The sequence below is a fragment of the Sphingomonas pituitosa NBRC 102491 genome (assembly GCF_001598435.1).
GTDB classification, from domain to species: Bacteria; Pseudomonadota; Alphaproteobacteria; order Sphingomonadales; family Sphingomonadaceae; genus Sphingomonas; species Sphingomonas pituitosa.
Map to the genome: position 1 here is coordinate 80,952 of NZ_BCYY01000019.1, position 20,285 is coordinate 101,236.

The following is a 20,285-nucleotide window of genomic DNA, read 5'->3' on the forward strand; positions in this document are numbered from 1 at the left end:
GCCGCCCGTGGCGAAAGGTCAGCGCCGCTTGGCCAGCGCGGCGCCGGTGATCGACGTGTTGGGGGCCACGCTGTTCGACGGCAGGTTCAGATAGAAGGTTGCCGCCACTTCGCCTGCATCGGGCCCGAAGAAGTTCGCGGCCAGCGTGCCGAGCGTGCTCTGATCGCGGATGAAGCTGGCGTCGCCGGTCGCGCCATAGGACGACAGCGTTCCGGCGAAATCGAAGCTGCCGAAGTTCACGCCGGCACCGTTGCTCATCGCCTTGCCCGCCAGCACCAGCGTCGCGTTGAGCTTCGCCGCGCTGAAATCGACGACGAAGCGCGAGGACCCCGTTACGTCGTATTTCTCGCCAGTGGTGTAGGTGGAGCCGGTGCCATAGGCGACGCCGGAATATTCCGCCGTGCCGGTACGCGCCGCGAACATCGCCGTGGGCGTGTTGAAGCCATAGACGAAATACTGGTCCACCCGCGGCTTGTTGCTGCTCCCGATCACCTCGGTGGTGATCCAGTGGCCGAACGTGGCATAGGTCAGCGCCAGTTCGGTGTTGGCGCTGCCGGGCTTGTACAGCTCCAGCGTAACCGGCTGCTGATACTGGCTGTCGTAGGACGTCGGGAACGACTTCTTGTAGGTGGTGAAGTTCGGGTTGGTGCTGGCGATCTTGTCCGCCAGGGTGAATTGCCCGCCCGAATAGCCGCTCGAGTAGCTGGAGGCGGTGAACGTTTCCGAATTCTGCCAGGTCAGCTGGCCGCCGATATTCCTGCCGAACCGGGTATAGAATAGCTGTTCGTGGGTCAGGTTGGTCAGCGTGAAATTGTCTGCCCGGAGTGTCTGGTCGCGCGCGCCGACGAACGAGCCCGCGACGGAGAGGCCCGCCGCATTGTTGGCGGAGAAAGTGGCGCCCAGTTCCTCGCCGTTCGGGCCGTAGAAGCGGCCCGCAAGCGTGCCCCCGGCCTGCCCCAGCGCGCCGGAATAGCCCAGCGTGCCGCCGAAGCTGCCGTCCGCGGCGATCTTGCCGCCGGCGTTGAATTCGAGGCCACCCCCGAAGGTGCCGCCACCACTTACAAGCTGCATCTCCTGGAGAGAGCTGTACGCGGAGAAGAGGCCCTGTTCCAGATCGAGGCTGAACGTGCCGCTGCCGCTGATCGAGCGCGGTTCCCCGCCCGGTGCGGAGACCAGGCCGAACGTGTCGATCTTGTACGCCGCGGTGCCGGTACGCGGCAGCACGCCCGCCGGCGTCGGCAGGCCATAGGTGAAGCTGACATAATCGGTATTCTGCCGACCGTCCGCCGAGCTGTTGCGCTGCCAATAGCCGAGGCGGACATAGCGAGTGGCCGCCAGCCCGGAATAGCCCGACTTCAACAATGTCAGATAATCGTTCGAGCCGGTCCCGGCTTTCCGATAAACGGTCTGCTTCGCATCGTCGCTGGTGATGTCGGCGGTGCCGAACGTCTGCGCGCGATCCGGGACGCTGACCGTGTAGCTGTTGGCCGCGGCATCATAGCGTACGGTGAGAGCGCTGCCGTTGGCCGCGCCCTGGATACCGGTGCTGGTCTTCAGGTCCCAGATGGCGGTGTTGACCGCCGCATCGTTCGTGAAGCTCTGGCTGGTTCGCAGGTCGGTGAGACTGGTATTCGTCGGCGCGGGTGGAAGGCCCCCACTGCCCCCGCTGCCGATGCCCCCGACGCCGCCATTCCCGCCGCCGCCACCACTGCACGCGCCCACCATCAGGCAGGTAGCGGCACCTGCCAGCAAAAACGTCTTCTGCACGAATTCCCCCCATATGGTCTCCGGGAATTTCTAGCGTGTCCCCGGCGAAAGCAAACCCGAATTCGCGTGCCAGATGTGCGTCTTGCGCAGCGATTTACGCACCCGGCGTGCTTTGCTCCGCCTTCACTTCGAGCGCGCTGAGCAACTCGTGGCCGCGGAGCGGCTTCTCCAGCAGGGCGGCATAGCCGCCCGCAGTGGCGCGAGCGACCAGGCCGGGACTTGGATAGGCGGTTACCAGGATGGCCCGGCCGCTCCAGCCCTTTGCCTGAAGGTCGCGGAGCAACTGGACGCCGTCGCCGTCCGGAAGGCGGTAGTCGGCGACCAGATAGGCAGCCTCGAACGCCAGCGGATCCGCGAGCGATGCGGCGGCCGCGCTGTGCGCCCGCACCCGATAGCCCCGACCATGCAGCAGCAGCTGGGTCGCGCGGCGAACGCCATCATCGTCTTCGACGAGCAACACGCTGGGGCGCTGGGCGGGGTGGGGCGTGGTCATGGATCGGGCCTGATCGCTTCGACTGCCACGACGCGCCTGTCCCGTCTCTACGCAAACCTCCTAGGGTTGGCTGGCCGCAGATACCGGACCGCTGGCCCAAGGGGCGGTTGCGGCCCGACGGGAGATGCGGCACCCTCGGTCCCGATGTTCTTTGACGAGAATCGCACCTGGCCGCGGCCCGAGCCGAGCCGGCCTACCCCGGCGACGCCGGGCAAGCGGGAGCGATTCCTCGCGCGGATGTTCCTGCTCTACGCGCTGATCCTGCTGCTGTTGCCGGTCAGCGCGAGCGGGATCGCCGACCTGATCCACTACGTGCTCGCGCTGTTCTGAGCGTTCAGCCCAGCTCGTCGTCCTTGTACTTGATCTGCAGGAAGGTCCCGCGCGTCGCCAGCGCGTCGAGGTCGCCCTGCGCCAGCTGCGCGGTCATCTCGGCGATTTCCTCGTCGATCACCTGCAGGCCCTGCGCCAATTGCTGGTCCGGCGTCATGCCGTTGCGCGGCACGGTGCGGAGCGGCTCGGGCACGCGGCCATAGCCGTTCACCAGCTCGGGCAACTGCTCGCCGATCAGCTTGCGGACCTCGTTCGCGGCGGGCGAGGCTTCGTCCAGCCGCGCGAGCTGCGGTGCCAGCGTCTCCAGCTTCACCCCGATCGAATCGACGAGCGTGCGGGCCGGGGCGGGGAGCGCCAGTCGCTGCGTTTCCAGCCAGCGCTCGGTGGTGGCGGGCAGCGCCTTCAAGGGCACCTGGACCAGCTGCTCGACGCGCGGCGCGCTGGTCACGGGCAGCGAGGCGAACACCAGCGTCGCGAGAATCAGCAGCGCCATCACCGCCAGCGCGCCGAACATGCCGATGCCGGTGGGCAGCAGCATGCCGATGACGATCGCGGCGATGATGATGACGGCGTCCGCCGCAGCGATGCGGCCGAGCCGGGCCAGGATCTCCGCCTCGCGCCGCTTGCGCGTGCGGGTGGCGAGCGCGCCTTCGGTGCGGGCGCGGGAGCGCTCGATCAGTTCCTCGCCGCGGGCGAGCAGGCGGTCCACGTCACTCGGCATTGCGGCTTACATTGCCTCCAGCTTGAAGCCGTCGGACGGGCCGCCGAGGCGGTTCTGCTCCGCCCCTTCGGCGCGGGCGATATAGCCCTTCGACTTCTCGACCTCGTTCGACAGGGTGTTGACCGTCACCTTCATGCTGTCGAGCGCCTTCAGCTTGAACGTGTCGATCGCGTCCATCGTGTCGTAGATGTTCTGGAACGCGCGCTGGAGCGTCTCGACCGGGATGGTCGCGCTTGCCGCCTGCTCGTGGATCGCCGCGGTCTGGCTCTTGAGCAGCTGGCCGGTCGAGTCGATCAGGTTGGCGGTGGTGGTGTTGAGCGCGGTGATCTGGTCGAGCACCAGCTTCTGGTTGTTCAGCGCCTGCGCCACGGTAACCGCGGTGCGCAGCGCCGAGACGGTAGTGGTCGAGGCGCGGTCGACGCCCTTGATCAGCTCGACATTGTTCTTCTTGACCAGATCGAGCGCGAGATACCCCTGCACCGTCACCGCCATCTGGGTGAGCAGGTCCTGGGTGCGCTGGCGGACGTAGAACAGTGCGGTCTCGCGGATCGCCTTGGCCTTGGCCGGATCGGTGTGATCCAGCTCATTGGCCTTGTCCTCGAGCTTTTCGTCCATCGCCTTGGAGAGATAGATCATCTGCTCCAGCCGGCCCATCGCGTTCCACAGGTTCGCGCGCTCGGTTGCGATCGCGGCATTGTCCTGCAGCAGCTCGTCCTTGCCGTTCGACAGGCTCTTGAGCACCGCGTTGATATGGCTCTGCGACGACTGGTATTTGCGGAAATAGTTGGTCAGCCCGCCGCCGCCGCCGAAGATCTTTGACAGGAACCCGTCCTTGCCGCCGATCAGCTTGCCGTTGCGCGAGGGGTCGAGCTCTTCAACCGTCTTGCGCAGCGCCAGCAGATCGGCGCCGACGCCGCCTTCGCTGCCCATCGCGCGCACCGGGCGATCGAGGAAGCGATTCGACTGGCCGGCCGCATCCCGGATTTCCTTCTGGCCCATCGCCGCGATCGCATCGACGCGCTTGCCGAACTCGGGCGAGTTCACGTCCTGCGCGATCAGATCGTCGATGAAGCCGTCAACGCGCTTGTCGAGCTCGGACTTCTTGGTGTCTTCCACCGGCACGAGCCCGGACGCCTTTTCGGGTGCCACGACCGGGACGGGATCGGGGGGCGTGAGCACCAGGTTCTGATCGGCCGTCGCAGTTTCCGTCGCCATCGTCACTCTCTCTCCAACTCCGTCCTGCAACCATGCAGGCGAAGCGCGCATCCCGCAAGTGTGTCATGTAGATAGCACACACCAGGAATCAACCGGATGGCCCTCGCGATTGGGGGGGCCTTCCCGCGACGCACCATTTCGGCTATGGGCGCGCCGGTACCCGCGCTCCCGCGCTAATCAGGAAATCGCATGAACCTCCGCAACGTGGCGATCATCGCCCACGTCGACCACGGCAAGACCACCCTCGTCGACCAGCTTTTCCGTCAGTCCGGCACCTTCCGTGACAACCAGCGCGTCGAAGAGCGGGCGATGGACTCCAACGACCTCGAGAAGGAGCGCGGGATCACGATTCTCGCCAAGCCGACCTCGGTCGACTGGACTCCGCCGGGTGCCGATGAAGCGATCCGCATCAACATCGTCGACACGCCTGGCCACGCCGATTTCGGCGGCGAGGTGGAGCGCATCCTGAGCATGGTCGACGGCGTGGTGCTGCTGGTCGACTCGTCGGAAGGCGCGATGCCGCAGACCAAGTTCGTGACCGGCAAGGCGCTGGCGCTGGGCCTGAAGCCGATCGTCGTCGTCAACAAGGTCGACCGCAGCGACGCGCGCATCCAGGAAGTGCTGGACGAAGTGTTCGACCTGTTCGTGTCGCTCGACGCCAATGACGAGCAGCTCGACTTCCCGGTGCTCTACGCCTCGGGCCGCAACGGCTATGCCTCGACCGACATGGACGCGCGCGAAGGCACGCTGATCCCGATGTTCGAGACGATCGTCAGCCACGTGCCGGCGCCGAAGGTCGAAGTCGAGGACGTGCCCTTCACCTTCCTGGTGACGCTGCTCGACCGTGACAACTTCCTGGGCCGTATCCTCACCGGCCGCGTCAATTCGGGCACGGTGAAGCTGAACCAGCCGATCCACGCGCTGGATAACGACGGCAACATCATCGAGACCGGTCGCGCCTCGAAGATCCTGTCGTTCCGCGGGCTGGAGCGCGTGCCGGTCGAAGAGGCCAAGGCAGGCGACATCATCAGCCTCGCCGGCCTGGCCGTCGCCACCGTGTCGAACACGATCTGCGATCCGTCGGTCACCGAGCCGCTGCACGCGCAGCCGATCGATCCGCCGACGCTGTCGATGCGCTTCGCCGTCAACGACTCGCCGATGGCGGGCCGCGAGGGCACCAAGGTGACGAGCCGCATGATCCGCGACCGCCTGTTCCGCGAAGCCGAGTCGAACGTCGCCGTGAAGGTGACCGAGGCCGCCGATCGCGACAGCTACGAAGTCGCCGGCCGCGGCGAGCTTCAGCTGGGCGTGCTGATCGAGACGATGCGCCGCGAAGGCTTCGAGCTGGGCATCAGCCGCCCGCGCGTGCTGTTCGGCGAAGACGAGGACGGCAAGAAGACCGAGCCGTACGAAACCGTCATCATCGACGTGGACGAGGAATATTCGGGCACGGTCGTCGAGAAGATGAACCTGCGCAAGGCCGAGATGACCGACATGCGTCCGTCGGGCGGCGGCAAGACCCGCATCACCTTCTCTGCCCCGTCGCGCGGCATGATCGGTTACCACGGCGAGTTCCTGTCGGACACGCGCGGCACCGGCATCATGAACCGGCTGTTCGAGAAGTACGGGCCGCACAAGGGCAAGATCGAAGGCCGCAAGAACGGCGTGCTGATCTCCAACGGCGCCGGCGAAGCGCAGGGCTATGCGCTGGGTCCGCTCGAAGAGCGCGGCATCCTGTTCGTCGGCCATGGTGAGGCCCTGTATGAGGGCATGATCATCGGCGAGAACGCCAAGACGGAAGACCTTGAGGTCAACCCGATGAAGGCGAAGCAGCTGACCAACTTCCGCGCTTCGGGCGGCAAGGACGACGCGATCCGCCTGACCCCGCCGAAGAAGATGACGCTGGAACAGGCCATTGCGTACATCGACGACGACGAGATGGTGGAAGTGACGCCGAAGACGATCCGTCTGCGCAAGCGCTACCTCGACCCGAACGAGCGCAAGCGCGCCAGCCGGGCGAAGGCCGCCGACTGATCCTCTCGGGACAGTTGAAGAAAAGAGCCCCTGCCGGCGACGGCGGGGGCTTTTTCGTTGGAGGCGTTCGGCCTCCCCTCGACTGTCATCCCGGCGGAAGCCGGGATCCATTTGCCAGGACGCCGGGGCTTGAGCCTAAACGGAGGCCCCAATGGTTCCCGGCTTTCGCCGGGATGACGGTTGGAGGGACAGGCGCGCCTCAGGCCGCCACCTGGTTCCACGGCATGCGCTGGAGCAGCAGGCCGAGGCCGCACCAGCCGCTGAACCCGGCAAAGGCGAGCATCCCGCCGAAGAACCCGGCCGCGTAGAAGCCCGTCGAGAACCCGGCGAGCCCCGCCAGCGTGCCGGCGAGCACCAGCAGGCCGACGATCATCTGCACCTGGCGGAAGATCGAGACGCGCGGCGCGCCGTCGCCCGCCAGCGGGAGCCCGGCAGCCGCCCAGGCTTCGATCCCGCCTTCCAGGTTGCGCACCCGGTCACCGAGCGTGCGCCCGGCGACGGCGCAGGCCTGGCCGCCGCGCGCGCCCTTCTGGCACTGGAAGATCACCACCCGCTCGGTCGGCAGATCGGCATCGGCGAGCAGCGCCGGCAGCGCGCCCAGCGGCATCGAGACGGCGATGGGGATGTGGCTGGCCCGGAACTCGTCGGGCTCGCGCACGTCGATCAGCACGGCCGCGCCGCTGGCGAGCAGGCGCTGGGCCTCGGTGGCCGAAATCGTCGCGGTCATGCGTTGTCCTTTCCGCAGAAATGGGCGTGGAGCACCGCCATCAGGTCGCGCGCGGCGGGGTGGGTGATCGAATAGAACAGCGTGCGATGCTCGCGCCGGGCGGTGACGATGCCTTCTTGCCGGAGCTTGTTCAGGTGCTGCGACATCGAGGTCGGCGCGAGGCCGGTCGCCGCGATCAGCGCGCCGACGCTCTGCTCGCCTTCCACCAGCGCGCACAGGATCATCAGCCGGTGCGGATTGGCGAGGCCGGAGAGCAAGGCGGCGGCGCCGGCGGCCTTGGGCGCCATCGCCTCCATCAGGAGATTCACGGGGGGGCTTGCGTTCATTCCATGGATATATCAATTCATGGATATACGAATCAAGAGGAAGTTGCCCATGGCCAAGGATTATCGCGCGCTCACCCAGGACATTTCCGCCTATTCGGCGCAGCTGCGCAAGCTGGCGCCGGAGACGATGGCGGGATTCCACGCCCTGGCGAAGGCGGCGGGCGCGGACGGTGCGGTGGACGCCAAGACGAAGGAGCTGATCGCGCTGGCGATCGGCGTCACCCAGCGCTGCGACGGCTGCATCGGCTTCCACGCCAAGGCGCTGGTCGGCATGGGCGCGACCCGGGCCGAGGTCGCCGAGGTGCTGGGAATGTGCGTGTACATGGGCGGCGGCCCGGCGCTGATGTACGCCGCCGATGCGCTGCGGGCCTATGATCAGTTCGCGGAAGAGGCCGCCTGACACGGGCGGCTGCAGCCCGATTCTCCTGCAAGGCTGGTGCTCGGCTGAGCCGGGGCGAGATCCTCGCCTGTGGCATCAGGGCTTCGATCTGGCGGATCGTTTCGGGGAGCGGATCGGGCGGCGCACGATCCTTCGGAATTCGGCATCATCGCGGAAGTCTGCCAGGTCATCATCCGAGCTGTCGGGACTCGCAATGGCCCACAGGCGGTCCGCGAAGGTGCGGTCGATCGTCACTGCCCGTCTGCTGGCATCCAGTGCATTGTCTCTCGCCGACGATAGCTCTTGTGCGCTCGCTCCGCTGTCACGCAGTGCCCGATGCTGTTGTCCAAAGGCGGCTGCGAGATAGAACCAGTACTCTCCAGTGCTCGACAGGGCGGATGCGGAGAGTTGCGCTGCGAGGTCTATGACCTCCTTGTAGCCTTGTTCTTGATAAAGAAGGTTGAGCATCAGGTCCAGGCCGTTGCTGACGGAGACCTTGTTGCTTTTGGCGATCGCCTGGATCGCGGGGTCTTGCGAGATGGGCGCCAGCGCCTTGGCTGCATCTACTAGGGCCTGGCGCGCCGGACCCTCGACCGGGGTGCGCGCGATTTCGCTGTTCGTGAGATCGCGTTCGGCGCGGTTAAAGGCGCCCGACAAGATGATCCGGGTATAGAGGTACAACGCAAGGAACCCCGCGACGCACCCGAAGATCAATATCATCGGCGCTACCGCGGGAAGTGTGCCCGCGGAATAGGTTCCGGCGGCTTCTGGAAAGACCTTCGCATTCCGTGCAATGAACGATCGAAACCCGTTGAGGGCAGTGTTGATAGAGCCCACCTGGCTCAATCCGACGCCGACCAGCATCGTGGTCAGCCAGTCGGAAATGCGCTCCAGATTGGTGTTAGATCGAAGCAGGCGCGTCGAGCCGGCGGTGCCGGGTACTGAATTGGACGCGTTGAGCGCAGCCTGCATCTCGCCGCCCTCCGAAAGAAGCCGTGGAACCGCGAAAAGGAAGCCGAATGCTCCACCGACGGCGCCCGATGCCAGAAAGATGCAGCAGCTAATCCCGACCGCTGCACCCCAGCCCGTTAGAGGAGAGGCGCAGATCGCGAAAAGCAGGATAGCTGAGATGCCAGCGCTAATCCTGCCGAGATACGGAAAACGGCCCGGCGGTTCTGCATATGCTGTATCAGTCATGAGGCTCCCCCCCCTCCGGATGGCAATAATATGCCTTGATGATGGGGTCGTGCAACATTGCATTGACTGGCGTGGATCGTTCCCGCCGTCGGCTGTCGAACTTGGTGCCGCAGATTTCTAGGAATGACCGCCAGGATATTGGCTATCGCATATTTGAGGAATTACTTTCTTCCGGAGATGTCCGGCTTTTCTGCATCGAGCGCCGGCCCGACGGTCCCTTCGCGGAGAACGCACATGGCGCGGCACGCCTTTGGCGGTCATGCGAAGGGGATGCGGGCATGGCTTTTGTTTTGCCCACGTGATGGTCTAAAAGGCGGAACTTGCCTGGAGACCGTCCATGTTGCTGGCCGCCTTGTTGATGGGCCTGTTGCCCCAAGATCAGGCGCCTGCGCCCGCCGCGACCACCACGGTGAACGCGCCGCAGCAGGCGGCGAACGGCGGGCAGCGCTGGTCGGTGCTGGCGGACCCCTGCGCCTCCGCCCAGACCGGCGGCGATCAGGTCGTGGTGTGCGGCAAGGGCGAGCAGGCGCCGCGGCTGCCGCTGCCGGGCGAGCGCGGCCCGCCCGACCGGCCGATTCCGAGCAATCCGGAGCGCACCGGCATCGGCGCGCTGGGCGCGGTGCCCACGCCGTGCGCCGCGCGGGTGGGCGGCTGTCAGGTCGGCGTCGACATCTTCGGCGGGGCAACCACGCTGGTCCGCGGCATCGGCAAGATCATCGATCCGGACAGCTGCTGCGAGGAGCCGGGCGAATCGCGCAACTTCTTCAAGCTGGTCGGCGATGCCGGCAAGGGCGTCGGCCGGGCGTTCAGGAAGAAGCCCGACAAGTCGAAGCGCGTGCCGATCGACCTCAACGATCCGGTGCCGTTCCGCTCATCTCCAGCAGCACCGCCCATTCCTCCGGCCGAACCGGCGTCACCGACAGGCGCGACTGGCGAACCATCTCGAGGTCCTTGAGCCGCGGTTCGGCCTTGATCTCGGGCAGGGGGACGGGGGCGGCGAGCTTGCGCAGCGCCTTCACCTCGACGCTCGCCCATTTGCCGTCGTCGCCGTCGGGCTGCCAGGCGCGGACGATTTCCATGATGCCGACCGCGGCCTTCTGGATGTTGGAATGGTAGAAGATCGCCTGGTCGCCGGGCACCATGTCCTTCAGGAAGTTGCGCGCGGTATAGTTGCGCACGCCGTTCCATTCGGTGGTGCCGTCGCGCACCAGGTCGTCCCAGCCATAGACATCGGGTTCGGAGCGAAGGATCCAATAGGCCATGCCGCCCGTTACCCAGCTAAACCGCGGCTGAACAGCCGGTTCCGCACCGATTAAGCCGCGATTGCCTATCGGAAGCCATCGGCGCCGGTCGACTCGTCGGCGCCCCGAGGTGAGGAGCGAGGAGTATGAACCATCTGGCCAAGAAGCTGGTGCTGGGCATTGCCACGGGCGCGAGCCTGCTGGCCGCCGTGGCGCCTGCGCAGGCGCAGGACTGGCGCTATCGGCGGCATTATTACCGGGATCGCGGCGGCGATGCGGCGGGCGCGGCGCTGGTGGCGGGGATCGCCGGCATCGCGATCGGCGCGGCGCTGTCGAACGACCGGCGCTATGATTACGACCGGCGCTTCTATCGCGAGCGCGGCTATTACCCGACCGACGGCTATTGGTACCGCGACAACTACCCGCGCTATCGCCGTTACGAGGTTTGCGACGTGCGACGGGTCTGGGATCCGTATCTGGGCCGCCCGGTGCTGATCCGCTATTGCGACTAAACGGCGCGTGCGCGCGACCATATCTTGAGATGGGTCGCGCGCTGCGCTGCGCGCGTTAGGGTGTCGCCATGGCACCCACCGAATCGCTCGACCCGGCCGATCCCTATGCGCGATCCGCCCAGACCTTCCCGGTCCTGACCGACGAGATGATGGCGCGCGTTGCCGCCTTCGGCAGCGCGGAGGCCGTGGACGGCGGCGCGATGCTGTTCCGTCGCGGCGATCGCAGCGTCGATTTCTTCTTGTGCCTGTCGGGCGGGATCGAGATCATCGATACCGACGCCGAGGGCCACGATCATCCGGTGCACACCCATGCCCGCGGCCAGTTCACCGGCGAGCTCGACCTGTTCAACGACCGCAAGATCCTGGTGAGCGCCCGCGCGCTGGCGGACACGCGGGTGGTGCGGATCGACCGCGCGTCGTTTCGCCGGATGATGACGGCCGAGCCCGATATCGGCGAGATCGTGATGCGCGCCTTCATCCTCCGCCGCGTGGGCCTGCTGCGGCACAGCGATGCCGGCGTCGCGCTGGCGGGGCCGGGGCACGGCGCGGACATGGGGCGAATCGAGACGTTCCTCACCCGCAACGCGCTGCCGCACCGGCGGATCGATACCGACACCGATCCGGATGCGGCGGGCTTTCTCGAATGTTTCGCGCTCACCGCGGCCGATCTGCCGGTGGTGGTGCTGGAGGGGCGCGTGCTGCGTAACCCCGGCAATGCCGCGCTGGCCGATGCGCTGGGCCTGGCGACCGCGCTCGATCCGGACAAGGTCCATGACGTTGCCGTGGTGGGCGCGGGGCCGGCGGGTCTCGCCGCCGCCGTCTATGCCGCGTCCGAAGGACTCGAGACGATCGTGATCGAGGCGGTGGCGCCGGGCGGGCAGGCGGGGACGAGCTCGAAGATCGAGAACTATCTGGGCTTTCCGACCGGCATCTCCGGCCAGGCGCTGGCCGGCCGCGCGCAGGTGCAGGCGCAGAAGTTCGGGGCGCGGCTGCTGGTCTCGCGCTCGGTGACGCGGATCGAGTGCGAGGAACGGCCGCTGCGGCTGCACCTCGACGACGGCGCCAGCCTGCTCGCCCGCGCGGTGGTGGTCGCCACGGGCGCGCGCTACCGCAAGCTCGACCTGCCGCGCTATGCCGAGCTGGAAGGCAACGGCATCTATTACGCCGCCACCGCGATGGAGGCCGGGCTGTGCGCCGGATCGGAAGTGGTGGTGGTCGGCGGCGGCAATTCGGCGGGGCAGGCGGCGGTGTTCCTTGCCCGCCATGCCGCGCACGTCCATGTGCTGGTGCGCGGGCCCGGGCTCGCCGCGACCATGTCCCGCTACCTGATCGACCGGATCGAGGCATCGGACCAGATCACGCTCCACCCCTTCACCGAAGTCACCGCGCTGGAGGGAGCGCGATCGCTGACCGGCCTCGAATGGACCGATCGCAGGAGCGGTGCGGTGGAGCGCCGCGCGATGGGCGCGCTGTTCGTGATGATCGGCGCGGTGCCCAACACCCATTGGCTGGAGGGCTGTGTCGACCTCGACGGCGGCGGCTTCGTGCGCACGGGCAGCGGCGAGACCTTCTTCTGCTCGTCGGCGCCCGGCGTGTTCGCGGTGGGCGACGTGCGCGCCGGATCGGTGAAGCGGGTCGCGTCGGGCGTGGGCGAGGGATCGGTGGTCGTCTCCGCGATCCACCGCTATCTTGAACCCGCGGCCGAATGACGGCATGAGCCGGGCATGAGCGATACCCCTCCCGATCGTCTGTCGGTCAACCCGAGCAGCCCCTATTTCACCCGCGAACTGCTGGAGCGCGGCGTCGGCATCAAGTTCAAGGGCGTCGAGCGCCGCGATGTCGAGGAATATTGCATCTCCGAAGGCTGGGTGCGCGTGGCGCTCGGCAAGAAGACCGATCGCAAGGGCAACCCGCTGACGATCAAGCTGGTCGGCCCGGTCGAGGCCTGGTTCCAGAGCGGCGGCGAAGCGGCGGCCGAGACCGACACGGACAGTGCCGAGGGCTGATCCCGCGTGGCGGTGGCGGGCCGGTTCAGGCCGCCCCGCCCGTTTCCCTCAGTAGCGGACGTCCAGGACCACGATCGTCAGCCGTCCGTCGATACGTCCGGCCAGCGTCACATTGCCGCCGGGCCAGTCCGGCCCGTTCATCGCGGCGATCGCGAACACCTCCATCCGGATGGCGAAGAACGGTTCGAAGGTCTTCGGCCAGGGCCGAGTGACCAGCGTTTCCGCTGCCTTGTCGTCAAACCACGCCGAATAGCTCCAGCGCGTGCCGACATGGCGGAGCGCCGAGCCCTCGGGCGGCGCGGCGCCGGGTTTCTCGACGATCCGCCGCGCATCGCAGCCGATCGGGCGGAGCCGGGCATTGGACAGCGTGCCGCCGACATAGTCCGCACCCAGCGCGAAGCAGGTGCCGTCACTGCGCTTGAGATTGAGCGGCAGATAGCCGAGCCCCCATGCGTCGACGAAGCGCGCGCGGCGGGTTTCGGCGACGGTATAGGCGCCCACCACCTTGGCAAGTGCGTGCGCCGCATTGGCATAGCCCGGGAGCATCCGAATGCGCTGCCCGATCGCAGACCGATCCAGCGCCTCCAGACGTGGCAGGCCGGGTTCCGCAGGCTCGGCCACGGCCGGGCCGGGCGTGCCGGGATAGCCGGCGGGCGGCACGAACTGCGCCAGTGCGGCGCCGGGCGCCAGCGAGACGAGGGCGGCGAGCAGGCGCATGCCATAGCGAAACACGGCCTTTCCGTTCCCCATGGCTCGAAGCAATCCCCGCTCCACGTCCTATCGTGCCGCCGCTGCCCGCGACAGCTTGAGCATCCCCTCACCGACCGTCGCGCGAGCGGCGGCGCGAGTCAGGCTGATGGTCTGCCCCTGCTTGATGCAAGCGGTGAAGGCGGGCTTGAGAGCGTCGATCGCCGCGCTTTCCTCCGCGCTGCCGGGCTGGGCGAGCAGCAGCGCATGGGCGTCGGCACTATCCTCGCGGGCGACGCAATCGCCGAACAGGCGGCTGGCGATAAAGTCTCCCGGCAACTCCGCCGCATCACCGTCGAACTCGTCGGACAGGAGGAGCGGCGGCAAGGCCTTCAGCCCGGCTACCGGGCCGGTCTTGCCGAATTCGCGTCGGTAAAGCGACGGGTACAGCGCAGCGCGGAAGCTGTTCGGCTGGAGCCGCATCTCGATCTTGCTGTGCATCCGCGCAGCGGCGCGATTGAGGCAGGTGAGGTCGGCCGCCTTCAAGCCGGCTTCGCCGAAGCCCGGCCGATCAGGGATCGTGCGGAGAAACGCCTGAATGGCAGGCTGCCGGGACTTCTGCGCGGTGACGCAGTCGGTGAACTCCGCAAGGAGCCGCAGCTTTTCGGTCGTGCTCGGTTCTTCCGATGCGGGCCGGGCCACGGCAGTAGTGGCGGGCAGCAATCCAAAGATCAGCGCGAGATGCGTCAGTGCTTTACGTGCCTGCATGATCCCCTCCTGACTCGTTCTATTGTCGAGGAAGTGTCGCATGAGTTGGAGACGGCCCAAAGCAAATTGTCGTGCTTTGCAATCGTTCATCTACATCTTTTGCGATTGCGGGCAGGCACATTTGCAAGGCGCGACGCTCCTCCGCTCAGGAGCAAGGCAATCGCATATGGCCAAAGAATGCCGTCATCCCGGCGGAAGCCGGGATCCATTGGCGCTGAAGGGACGGTTCTTTCCCTCAGCGCTCAGGGCAATGGATCCCGGCTTTCGCCGGGATGACGATGGTTTTGGAGGCGCCGACATCCCCCGGGGCTCAAATGCGATAACCCTACCCTCAGGAGGGGGGCGGCAAAGCGTTCAGATCGCGCTCTTGATCATGCCATAGTGGTGCCAGGCGAAGATCGCCGCGGCGCCGCGGTGCGGGCGCCAGGCCTCGGACCATTCCCGCGTCTGCTTCTCGCTCGGGCGTTCGGGATGGCCGAGGATGCGCCCGATCTCGATCTGCACCGCCAGGTCGCCTGCCGGCCAGATGTCGACCCGCCCCTCGGCGAACAGCAGATAGATTTCCGCCGACCAGCGGCCGATACCCTTGATGCGGGTGAGCGCGGCGATGGCTTCCTCGTCGTCTCGCGGCAGCGCGGCGAGGTCGAGCGTGCCGCTGGTAACTTCCCCGGCGAGGCTGCGGGCATAGCCCATCTTCTGGCGCGAGAGGCCGGCGCTGCGCAGCAGCTCGTCGCTCGCCGCGGCGAGCCGTGCGGGATCCTCGGCATCGCCGAGCGCAGCGCCCAGCTTGTTCCAGACCGACGCGGCGGCGGCCACGCTCACCTGCTGCCCGACGATCGTGCGCAGCAGCGTGGCATAGCCTGGTGCTCGGATGCGCGGCTCGGGATAGCCGGCGCGCTCCAAGGCGGCGGCGAAGGCGGGTTCGATCGCGGCCAATGCGTCGATCGACCCCTTCAGCTGGTCGGCGGTCAGGCCCATATACTGGCTCCTTGAAACGGGCCCGGTTCACCGGCATGGACGCGGCGAACCAAGGAGATGCAGATGCCCCAGCTTACGGTCGTGACGCGTGACGGAACCGAACGCACGGTAACCGGTGAGGCCGGTCTCAGCGTGATGGAAGTGATTCGCGACAATGGCTTCGACGAACTGCTGGCGCTGTGCGGCGGCTGCTGCAGCTGCGCCACCTGCCATGTCCATGTCGACCCGGATTTTGCGGACAAACTGCCGAAGATGAGCATGGACGAGGACGATCTGCTCGACAGCACCTCGGATCGCGACGCCACCTCGCGGCTGTCGTGCCAGTTGCCCTTCACCGATGCGCTGGACGGCCTGCGCGTGCGGATCGCCGCCGAGGATTGAGGACGGGCAGGGGCGGGCAGGTCACCGCCCCTTTGCCTGGTCCGCAGTCTGCCAGACGCGCACATAGTCGACTTCCATCCGCGACGGGAAGGCGGCGGGATCGACGCCCTGCATCCCGCCCCAGCCGCCGACGGCGACGTTGAGCAGCAGATATTGCGGCTTGTCGAACGGCCAGGTGGCGGGATCGCCCCGATGGTCGTTGTCGAAGCGCATATAGGCGTGCCCGTCGACGCCGATCAGGATGCGGTCCTTGTTCCAGTCGAGCTGATAGCTGTGGAAGGCGGTGCAGGCGTCCGCTACCCGCGTCGTCGCGCCCTTCTGGGTGTGCTGGGCGTGGTTATAGGCGCCGGTGTGGATGGTGCCGTGGACCGTCTGCGGGTCCCAGCCGACCAGTTCCATCACGTCGATCTCGCCGAGGCGCGGCCAGCCGGCCTTGCCGTCGGTGCCGAGCAGCCAGATCGCCGGCCATAGGCCCTTGCCGCAGGCAAGCTTGGCGCGCACTTCGATGAAGCCATAGGTCCAGCTGGCGAGGCCGCGCGTGAGCAGGCGGACGGAGCTGTATTCCTGGCCGCCATAGTCGGCCTGGTCGGCAAGCCGCTCGCGACGGGCCTCGATGATCAGGCGGCCGTTCTCGATCCGGGCGTTTTCGGGCCGGCCGGCGGCATAATATTGCAGTTCCTGGTTGTACCAGCCCTCGCGGTTGCGGGCGGTGTCATAGGCCCAGCGCTTCCGATCGGGCAGGCGGCCGGAGTCGAACTCGTCGGCCCACGCGAGTCGCGCGCCTTTCGGCACGGCGATCGATTCGTCGGTTGCGGCAGGAACAGGCGGCAGGGCGGCGGTCTGCGCGACCGCCGCTGCCGGCAGGAACCAGGCGGCGGCGGCCGCGAACGACCGCCGCAAGCGCATCACTTGGGCGAAAGCACCATCAGCATCTGACGGCCTTCCATGCGCGGATAGCTCTCCACCTTCGCCACTTCCGCCGCATCCTGCTGGACGCGCTGGAGCAGTTGCATGCCGAGCTGGCCATGCGAAAGCTCACGGCCGCGGAAGCGCAGGGTGATCTTCACCTTGTCGCCTTCGCCGATGAACTTCAGCACGTTACGCATCTTCACGTCGTAATCGTGATCATCGATGTTGGGACGCATCTTGATCTCTTTGATCTCCTGCGTCTTCTGGGTCTTGCGTGCGAGGTTCGCCTTCTTCTGCGCCTCGTACTTGAACTTGCCCACATCGAGGAACTTGGCGACGGGCGGATCGGCGTTGGGCGACACTTCGACGAGGTCGAGACCGACCTCGGCTGCCTGCGCCATCGCCTCGCGCGTGTACATCACGCCAAGGTTTTCGCCGTCCTGGTCGATCACGCGAACCTTGGGCGACTGGATGAATTCGTTAAACCGCGGCCCGTTCAGCGGCATCGCGGGCGCCATCGGGCGCCGGGGCATGGGAGAACGTATAAGACTGGCTCCTGTAGTTAGTCAGCGCCCTATATAGACAATTCCGGCGCCCGAGAGAAGGTCCCCTACGGACCATTTCGCTGCGATATTGCGCGGCAAGTGCAGAACATGGACGGAAAATCTCGCGCGAGCCGCCGCCATGTGCCTGTTTCGGCGTCTATAATCCATGCAGCGCCGGCGGACATCTCCGCGTGCCGGCCTTGTGGGGAACAACATGCAGCGACTGTTTCGTGCGGCGGCGTATCTTGCCGTGATGACGCTTGCCGGCCAGGCGCTGGCGCAATCCACCGGCGACGATCCGCAGGGCAAGGCGAGCGTGGGCGTGACCGCGGGCTCGCTCGGCGTGGGGCCGGAAATCGGCTATCGCTTCGACCAGCATGTCGGCGTGCGCGCCAATGGCGGCTTTCTGGGGCTGGATCATGGCTTCAGCTCGGGCGGCATCGACTATGAGGGCCGTGCCGGGCTTTCGTCGGTCGGTGCGATCGTCGACCTCTATCCGTTCGGCGGGGGGGTCCGCATTTCGGCGGGTGCGCGTTACAACGGCACCGACGGCAATGTCCGCGCCACGCCCAATGGGCCGACCCGGATCGGCAGCCTGGTATTCACGCCGGCGCAGATCGGCACCATCACCGGCCGCGCCGACCTGCGCGAATTCGCGCCGCAACTGACGCTCGGCTATGGCGGCAAGCTGCGCAAGGGGCTGGCCTTCACCGTCGAGGCGGGCGCGCTGTTCCAGGGCGCGGTGCGGATCCGCGACTTCACGTCCAACGGCACGCTGGCGACCGACCCGACGGTAGCAGGGGCTACCTACCGCGACGAACTCGCCAAGCAGCGGCAGAAGCTGCAGGATTCGGCGAACGACTATCAGGTCTACCCGATCCTTCAGGTCGGGCTGAAGTACCGCTTCTGAAGGGGGCGGGCGGCGCCCAGGGGTGCCGCCCGCAGTCCGTTACTCGGCCGCGGCCAGATCCGGCGCCAGCGCCTCGGCCTTCAGCCGGGCGATCGCTTCGTCCAGGCTCAGCATGGTCTGGCCCTGGCTGCCGAGGACGCGGAGCGCGACGGTGCTCTCCTCCGCCTCGCGCTTGCCGACGACCAGCAGGTTGGGCACCTTGGCGAGCGAGTGTTCGCGCACCTTGTAGTTGATCTTCTCGTTGCGCAGGTCGCTCTCGACGCGGATTCCCGCGGCCTGGAGCTTCGCCACCACCTCACGGGCATAGTCGTCGGCGTCGGACACGATCGTCGCGACCACCGCCTGCACCGGCGCGAGCCAGGTCGGCAGCTTGCCGGCGAAATGCTCGATCAGGATGCCGATGAAGCGCTCGTACGAACCGAAGATCGCGCGGTGGAGCATCACCGGGCGGTGGCGCTCGCCGTCCTCGCCGACGTAGCTCGCATCGAGTCGCTCGGGCAGCACCCGGTCCGACTGGATGGTGCCGACCTGCCAGGTACGGCCGATCGCGTCGGTGAGGTGCCATTCCAGCTTCGGCGCGTAGAAGGCGCCTTCGCCGGGGAGTTCCTCCCAGCCATATTCGGGGGTGGCGAGGCCGGCGGCGACCACGGCGTCGCGCAGCTCGTTCTCCGCCATGTCCCACATTTCCTCGGTGCCGAACCGCTTCTCGGGGCGCAGCGCGAGCTTGATCGCATAGGTGAAGCCGAAATGCTTGTAGACCCGGTCGGCCAGCGCGCAGAACGCCTTCACCTCGTCGACGATCTGGTCTTCGCGGCAGAAGATGTGGCCGTCGTCCTGGGTGAACTGGCGGACGCGCATCAGACCGTGCAGCGCGCCGTGCGGCTCGTTGCGGTGGCAGCAGCCATTCTCGACCAGCCGCATCGGCAGGTCGCGATACGACTTGATGCCCTGCTTGAAGATCAGCACGTGCGCCGGGCAGTTCATCGGCTTGAGCGCCATCCACTGGACGTCGTCCGACACCATCGGGCCCTCGTCCTCGATGTTCGGCGTCTCGTCGGGGATGACGAACATGTTCTGGCGATACTTGCCCCAGTGGCCGGACTGCTCCCACTGGCGCGCGTCCATCACCTGCGGGGTCTTCACTTCCTTGCTGCCCGCGCCGTTGACCGCGCGGCGCATATAATCCTCGAGCACGCGGTAGATGACATAGCCGTTCGGGTGCCAGAACACCGAGCCATGCGCCTCCTGCTGGAGGTGGAACAGGTCCATCTCCGCGCCGAGCTTGCGGTGGTCGCGCTTGCCGGCCTCTTCCAGGCGGGTCAGATGCTCCTGGAGCTGCTTCTTGTTGAGCCAGCCGGTGCCGTAGATGCGGCTGAGCATCGCGTTCTTCTGGTCGCCGCGCCAATAGGCACCCGACACGCGGGTCAGCTTGAAGGCATCCGCCGCGACCTTGCCGGTGGAGGCGAGGTGGGGGCCGCGGCACATGTCGAGCCAGGCGTCCTCGCCCTTGCCGGCGCGGTAGACGGTCAGTTCCTCGCCCTCGGGCAGCTCCTTGGCCCATTCGGCCTTGAAGCTTTCCCCTTGCGCGGTCCAGCGCGCGATCAGGTCGGCGCGCGACCAGACTTCGCGGATCAGCGGCTCGTCGCGCGCGATGATGCGGCGCATCTCCTCCTCGATCGCCGGCAGGTCCTCCTCGGTGAAGGGGCGGTCCTTGGGGGCGAAGTCATAGTAGAAGCCGTCGTCGGTCGACGGGCCGAAGGTGATCTGCGTGCCCGGGAACAGGTGCTGCACCGCTTCCGCCAGGATATGCGCATAATCGTGGCGCGCGAGCTCGAGCGCGTCGGCCTCGTCCTTGGCGGTGACGAGCGCGAGGTTCGCGTCGCCCTCGAACGGACGGCCGATGTCGCGCAGCTCGCCATCGACGCGCGCGGCGAGCGCCGCCTTGGCCAGACCCGGACCGATCGCCGCGGCGATGTCCGCCGGGGTAGTCCCCGGGGCTACCTCGCGGACGGAACCGTCGGGCAGCGTAATGCGGAACATCTCGGACACGGGAAGAACCCTTCTGTTGGGTGGGAAACGGAGCGCGGCTTATGCCCGCGTGAGGCCGATATAGGCAAGCGCTGCCGAAAAGGGGATGGGGATCGCATTTCGGCGGCCAT

Annotated in this window: 23 protein-coding genes; 9 read left to right on the plus strand and 14 right to left on the minus strand. The window is 67.0% G+C overall.

The window, feature by feature from the left end; all coding sequences use genetic code 11:
* Positions 1-18: 18 nt before the first annotated feature.
* Positions 19-1,767 (minus strand): transferrin-binding protein-like solute binding protein, encoded by a 1,749-nt coding sequence (locus SPI01S_RS15595; protein WP_157084736.1) that lies wholly within the window; start codon positions 1,765-1,767, stop codon positions 19-21.
* 94 nt (positions 1,768-1,861) lie between these two features.
* Positions 1,862-2,260 (minus strand): response regulator, encoded by a 399-nt coding sequence (locus tag SPI01S_RS15600; protein ID WP_066724488.1) that lies wholly within the window; start codon positions 2,258-2,260, stop codon positions 1,862-1,864.
* Positions 2,261-2,404: 144 nt separating this feature from the next.
* On the opposite strand from SPI01S_RS15600, the gene SPI01S_RS15605 reads away from it, so the two are divergent.
* On the plus strand, positions 2,405-2,590 hold the full coding sequence (locus tag SPI01S_RS15605; protein WP_066724489.1) for a hypothetical protein: 186 nt from the start codon (positions 2,405-2,407) through the stop codon (positions 2,588-2,590).
* Between the two features lie 4 nt (positions 2,591-2,594).
* On the opposite strand, the gene SPI01S_RS15610 is transcribed toward SPI01S_RS15605, so the two are convergent.
* Both SPI01S_RS15610 and SPI01S_RS15615 read right to left on the minus strand, forming a co-directional pair.
* Positions 2,595-3,311 (minus strand): HAD family hydrolase, encoded by a 717-nt coding sequence (locus SPI01S_RS15610; protein ID WP_066724495.1) that lies wholly within the window; start codon positions 3,309-3,311, stop codon positions 2,595-2,597.
* A gap of 6 nt (positions 3,312-3,317) precedes the next feature.
* The gene (locus SPI01S_RS15615; RefSeq protein WP_066724497.1) at positions 3,318-4,526 is read right to left on the minus strand and encodes a toxic anion resistance protein; all 1,209 of its coding nucleotides are present in this window, start codon (positions 4,524-4,526) and stop codon (positions 3,318-3,320) included.
* Between the two features lie 189 nt (positions 4,527-4,715).
* Between SPI01S_RS15615 and typA the strand changes: the two genes are divergently transcribed.
* Positions 4,716-6,560 (plus strand): translational GTPase TypA, encoded by a 1,845-nt coding sequence (typA, locus tag SPI01S_RS15620; protein ID WP_066724500.1) that lies wholly within the window; start codon positions 4,716-4,718, stop codon positions 6,558-6,560.
* A gap of 199 nt (positions 6,561-6,759) precedes the next feature.
* Here typA and SPI01S_RS15625 read toward each other — a convergent pair whose 3' ends face one another.
* Both SPI01S_RS15625 and SPI01S_RS15630 read right to left on the minus strand, forming a co-directional pair.
* Entirely contained in the window at positions 6,760-7,287 is a 528-nt protein-coding gene (locus SPI01S_RS15625; RefSeq protein WP_066724504.1) for a rhodanese-like domain-containing protein, read from the minus strand.
* On the minus strand, positions 7,284-7,595 hold the full coding sequence (locus SPI01S_RS15630; protein WP_245653623.1) for an ArsR/SmtB family transcription factor: 312 nt from the start codon (positions 7,593-7,595) through the stop codon (positions 7,284-7,286). The genes SPI01S_RS15625 and SPI01S_RS15630 overlap by 4 nt, the downstream gene beginning before the upstream one ends.
* Positions 7,596-7,662: 67 nt before the next feature.
* On the opposite strand from SPI01S_RS15630, the gene SPI01S_RS15635 reads away from it, so the two are divergent.
* The gene (locus tag SPI01S_RS15635) at positions 7,663-8,013 is read left to right on the plus strand and encodes a carboxymuconolactone decarboxylase family protein (protein ID WP_066724507.1); all 351 of its coding nucleotides are present in this window, start codon (positions 7,663-7,665) and stop codon (positions 8,011-8,013) included.
* Between the two features lie 75 nt (positions 8,014-8,088).
* Here the strand turns inward: SPI01S_RS15635 and SPI01S_RS15640 are convergent, their stop codons facing one another.
* Positions 8,089-9,189 carry a hypothetical protein gene (locus tag SPI01S_RS15640; RefSeq protein WP_157084737.1) on the minus strand — a complete coding sequence of 367 codons (1,101 nt, stop codon included), beginning with the start codon at positions 9,187-9,189 and terminating at the stop codon, positions 8,089-8,091.
* A 337-nt stretch (positions 9,190-9,526) separates the two neighbouring features.
* Between SPI01S_RS15640 and SPI01S_RS15645 the strand changes: the two genes are divergently transcribed.
* Complete coding sequence (locus tag SPI01S_RS15645) at positions 9,527-10,144, plus strand: hypothetical protein (RefSeq protein WP_066724513.1); 618 nt, start codon at positions 9,527-9,529, stop codon at positions 10,142-10,144.
* Here SPI01S_RS15645 and SPI01S_RS15650 read toward each other — a convergent pair.
* Positions 10,038-10,451: an EVE domain-containing protein gene (locus SPI01S_RS15650; RefSeq protein WP_066724516.1), complete on the minus strand. Its 414-nt coding sequence runs from the start codon at positions 10,449-10,451 to the stop codon at positions 10,038-10,040. The two genes, SPI01S_RS15645 and SPI01S_RS15650, sit on opposite strands and share 107 nt — an antisense overlap.
* A 125-nt stretch (positions 10,452-10,576) precedes the next feature.
* On the opposite strand from SPI01S_RS15650, the gene SPI01S_RS15655 reads away from it, so the two are divergent.
* The 3 genes from SPI01S_RS15655 to SPI01S_RS15665 all read left to right on the plus strand — a co-directional run bounded on the left by SPI01S_RS15655 (position 10,577) and on the right by SPI01S_RS15665 (position 12,948).
* On the plus strand, positions 10,577-10,942 hold the full coding sequence (locus SPI01S_RS15655; protein WP_066724518.1) for a hypothetical protein: 366 nt from the start codon (positions 10,577-10,579) through the stop codon (positions 10,940-10,942).
* Positions 10,943-11,010: 68 nt separating this feature from the next.
* Complete coding sequence (locus SPI01S_RS15660; RefSeq protein ID WP_066724520.1) at positions 11,011-12,651, plus strand: FAD-dependent oxidoreductase; 1,641 nt, start codon at positions 11,011-11,013, stop codon at positions 12,649-12,651.
* A gap of 15 nt (positions 12,652-12,666) precedes the next feature.
* The gene (locus SPI01S_RS15665) at positions 12,667-12,948 is read left to right on the plus strand and encodes a DUF3297 family protein (protein ID WP_066724523.1); all 282 of its coding nucleotides are present in this window, start codon (positions 12,667-12,669) and stop codon (positions 12,946-12,948) included.
* A 48-nt stretch (positions 12,949-12,996) separates the two neighbouring features.
* On the opposite strand, the gene SPI01S_RS15670 is transcribed toward SPI01S_RS15665, so the two are convergent.
* The 3 genes from SPI01S_RS15670 to SPI01S_RS15680 form a co-directional block, all read right to left on the minus strand.
* On the minus strand, positions 12,997-13,698 hold the full coding sequence (locus tag SPI01S_RS15670; protein ID WP_066724526.1) for a hypothetical protein: 702 nt from the start codon (positions 13,696-13,698) through the stop codon (positions 12,997-12,999).
* A 27-nt stretch (positions 13,699-13,725) separates the two neighbouring features.
* Positions 13,726-14,493, minus strand: coding sequence for a hypothetical protein (locus SPI01S_RS15675; protein WP_157084739.1), 768 nt, complete (start codon positions 14,491-14,493; stop codon positions 13,726-13,728).
* Between the two features lie 264 nt (positions 14,494-14,757).
* Positions 14,758-15,381 (minus strand): DNA-3-methyladenine glycosylase family protein, encoded by a 624-nt coding sequence (locus SPI01S_RS15680; protein WP_066724530.1) that lies wholly within the window; start codon positions 15,379-15,381, stop codon positions 14,758-14,760.
* A gap of 63 nt (positions 15,382-15,444) precedes the next feature.
* On the opposite strand from SPI01S_RS15680, the gene SPI01S_RS15685 reads away from it, so the two are divergent.
* Positions 15,445-15,762 (plus strand): 2Fe-2S iron-sulfur cluster-binding protein, encoded by a 318-nt coding sequence (locus tag SPI01S_RS15685; RefSeq protein WP_066724585.1) that lies wholly within the window; start codon positions 15,445-15,447, stop codon positions 15,760-15,762.
* A gap of 21 nt (positions 15,763-15,783) precedes the next feature.
* Here SPI01S_RS15685 and SPI01S_RS15690 read toward each other — a convergent pair whose 3' ends face one another.
* Both SPI01S_RS15690 and infC read right to left on the minus strand, forming a co-directional pair.
* The gene (locus SPI01S_RS15690; protein ID WP_066724532.1) at positions 15,784-16,668 is read right to left on the minus strand and encodes a glycoside hydrolase family 16 protein; all 885 of its coding nucleotides are present in this window, start codon (positions 16,666-16,668) and stop codon (positions 15,784-15,786) included.
* Positions 16,668-17,204, minus strand: coding sequence for a translation initiation factor IF-3 (infC, locus tag SPI01S_RS15695; protein WP_029623153.1), 537 nt, complete (start codon positions 17,202-17,204; stop codon positions 16,668-16,670). The genes SPI01S_RS15690 and infC overlap by 1 nt, the downstream gene beginning before the upstream one ends.
* 226 nt (positions 17,205-17,430) lie before the next feature.
* Between infC and SPI01S_RS15700 the strand changes: the two genes are divergently transcribed.
* Complete coding sequence (locus SPI01S_RS15700; protein ID WP_066724543.1) at positions 17,431-18,126, plus strand: hypothetical protein; 696 nt, start codon at positions 17,431-17,433, stop codon at positions 18,124-18,126.
* A gap of 39 nt (positions 18,127-18,165) precedes the next feature.
* Here the strand turns inward: SPI01S_RS15700 and thrS are convergent, their stop codons facing one another.
* Positions 18,166-20,166: a threonine--tRNA ligase gene (gene thrS, locus SPI01S_RS15705; RefSeq protein WP_066724546.1), complete on the minus strand. Its 2,001-nt coding sequence runs from the start codon at positions 20,164-20,166 to the stop codon at positions 18,166-18,168.
* Positions 20,167-20,285: the final 119 nt, after the last annotated feature.

Bases quoted from the DNA above. Each gene is read 5' to 3' on its own strand.
- SPI01S_RS15600 (WP_066724488.1), bottom strand. From the start codon at position 2,260: ATGACCACGCCCCACCCCGCCCAGCGCCCCAGCGTGTTGCTCGTCGAA.
- SPI01S_RS15605 (WP_066724489.1), top strand. From the start codon at position 2,405: ATGTTCTTTGACGAGAATCGCACCTGGCCGCGGCCCGAGCCGAGCCGG.
- SPI01S_RS15610 (WP_066724495.1), bottom strand. From the start codon at position 3,311: ATGCCGAGTGACGTGGACCGCCTGCTCGCCCGCGGCGAGGAACTGATC.
- SPI01S_RS15615 (WP_066724497.1), bottom strand. From the start codon at position 4,526: ATGGCGACGGAAACTGCGACGGCCGATCAGAACCTGGTGCTCACGCCC.
- typA (WP_066724500.1), top strand. From the start codon at position 4,716: ATGAACCTCCGCAACGTGGCGATCATCGCCCACGTCGACCACGGCAAG.
- SPI01S_RS15625 (WP_066724504.1), bottom strand. From the start codon at position 7,287: ATGACCGCGACGATTTCGGCCACCGAGGCCCAGCGCCTGCTCGCCAGC.
- SPI01S_RS15635 (WP_066724507.1), top strand. From the start codon at position 7,663: ATGGCCAAGGATTATCGCGCGCTCACCCAGGACATTTCCGCCTATTCG.
- SPI01S_RS15640 (WP_157084737.1), bottom strand. From the start codon at position 9,189: ATGACTGATACAGCATATGCAGAACCGCCGGGCCGTTTTCCGTATCTC.
- SPI01S_RS15645 (WP_066724513.1), top strand. From the start codon at position 9,527: ATGTTGCTGGCCGCCTTGTTGATGGGCCTGTTGCCCCAAGATCAGGCG.
- SPI01S_RS15650 (WP_066724516.1), bottom strand. From the start codon at position 10,451: ATGGCCTATTGGATCCTTCGCTCCGAACCCGATGTCTATGGCTGGGAC.
- SPI01S_RS15655 (WP_066724518.1), top strand. From the start codon at position 10,577: ATGAACCATCTGGCCAAGAAGCTGGTGCTGGGCATTGCCACGGGCGCG.
- SPI01S_RS15660 (WP_066724520.1), top strand. From the start codon at position 11,011: ATGGCACCCACCGAATCGCTCGACCCGGCCGATCCCTATGCGCGATCC.
- SPI01S_RS15665 (WP_066724523.1), top strand. From the start codon at position 12,667: ATGAGCGATACCCCTCCCGATCGTCTGTCGGTCAACCCGAGCAGCCCC.
- SPI01S_RS15670 (WP_066724526.1), bottom strand. From the start codon at position 13,698: ATGGGGAACGGAAAGGCCGTGTTTCGCTATGGCATGCGCCTGCTCGCC.
- SPI01S_RS15675 (WP_157084739.1), bottom strand. From the start codon at position 14,493: ATGAACGATTGCAAAGCACGACAATTTGCTTTGGGCCGTCTCCAACTC.
- SPI01S_RS15680 (WP_066724530.1), bottom strand. From the start codon at position 15,381: ATGGGCCTGACCGCCGACCAGCTGAAGGGGTCGATCGACGCATTGGCC.
- SPI01S_RS15685 (WP_066724585.1), top strand. From the start codon at position 15,445: ATGCCCCAGCTTACGGTCGTGACGCGTGACGGAACCGAACGCACGGTA.
- SPI01S_RS15690 (WP_066724532.1), bottom strand. From the start codon at position 16,668: ATGCGCTTGCGGCGGTCGTTCGCGGCCGCCGCCGCCTGGTTCCTGCCG.
- infC (WP_029623153.1), bottom strand. From the start codon at position 17,204: ATGCCCCGGCGCCCGATGGCGCCCGCGATGCCGCTGAACGGGCCGCGG.
- SPI01S_RS15700 (WP_066724543.1), top strand. From the start codon at position 17,431: ATGCAGCGACTGTTTCGTGCGGCGGCGTATCTTGCCGTGATGACGCTT.
- thrS (WP_066724546.1), bottom strand. From the start codon at position 20,166: ATGTTCCGCATTACGCTGCCCGACGGTTCCGTCCGCGAGGTAGCCCCG.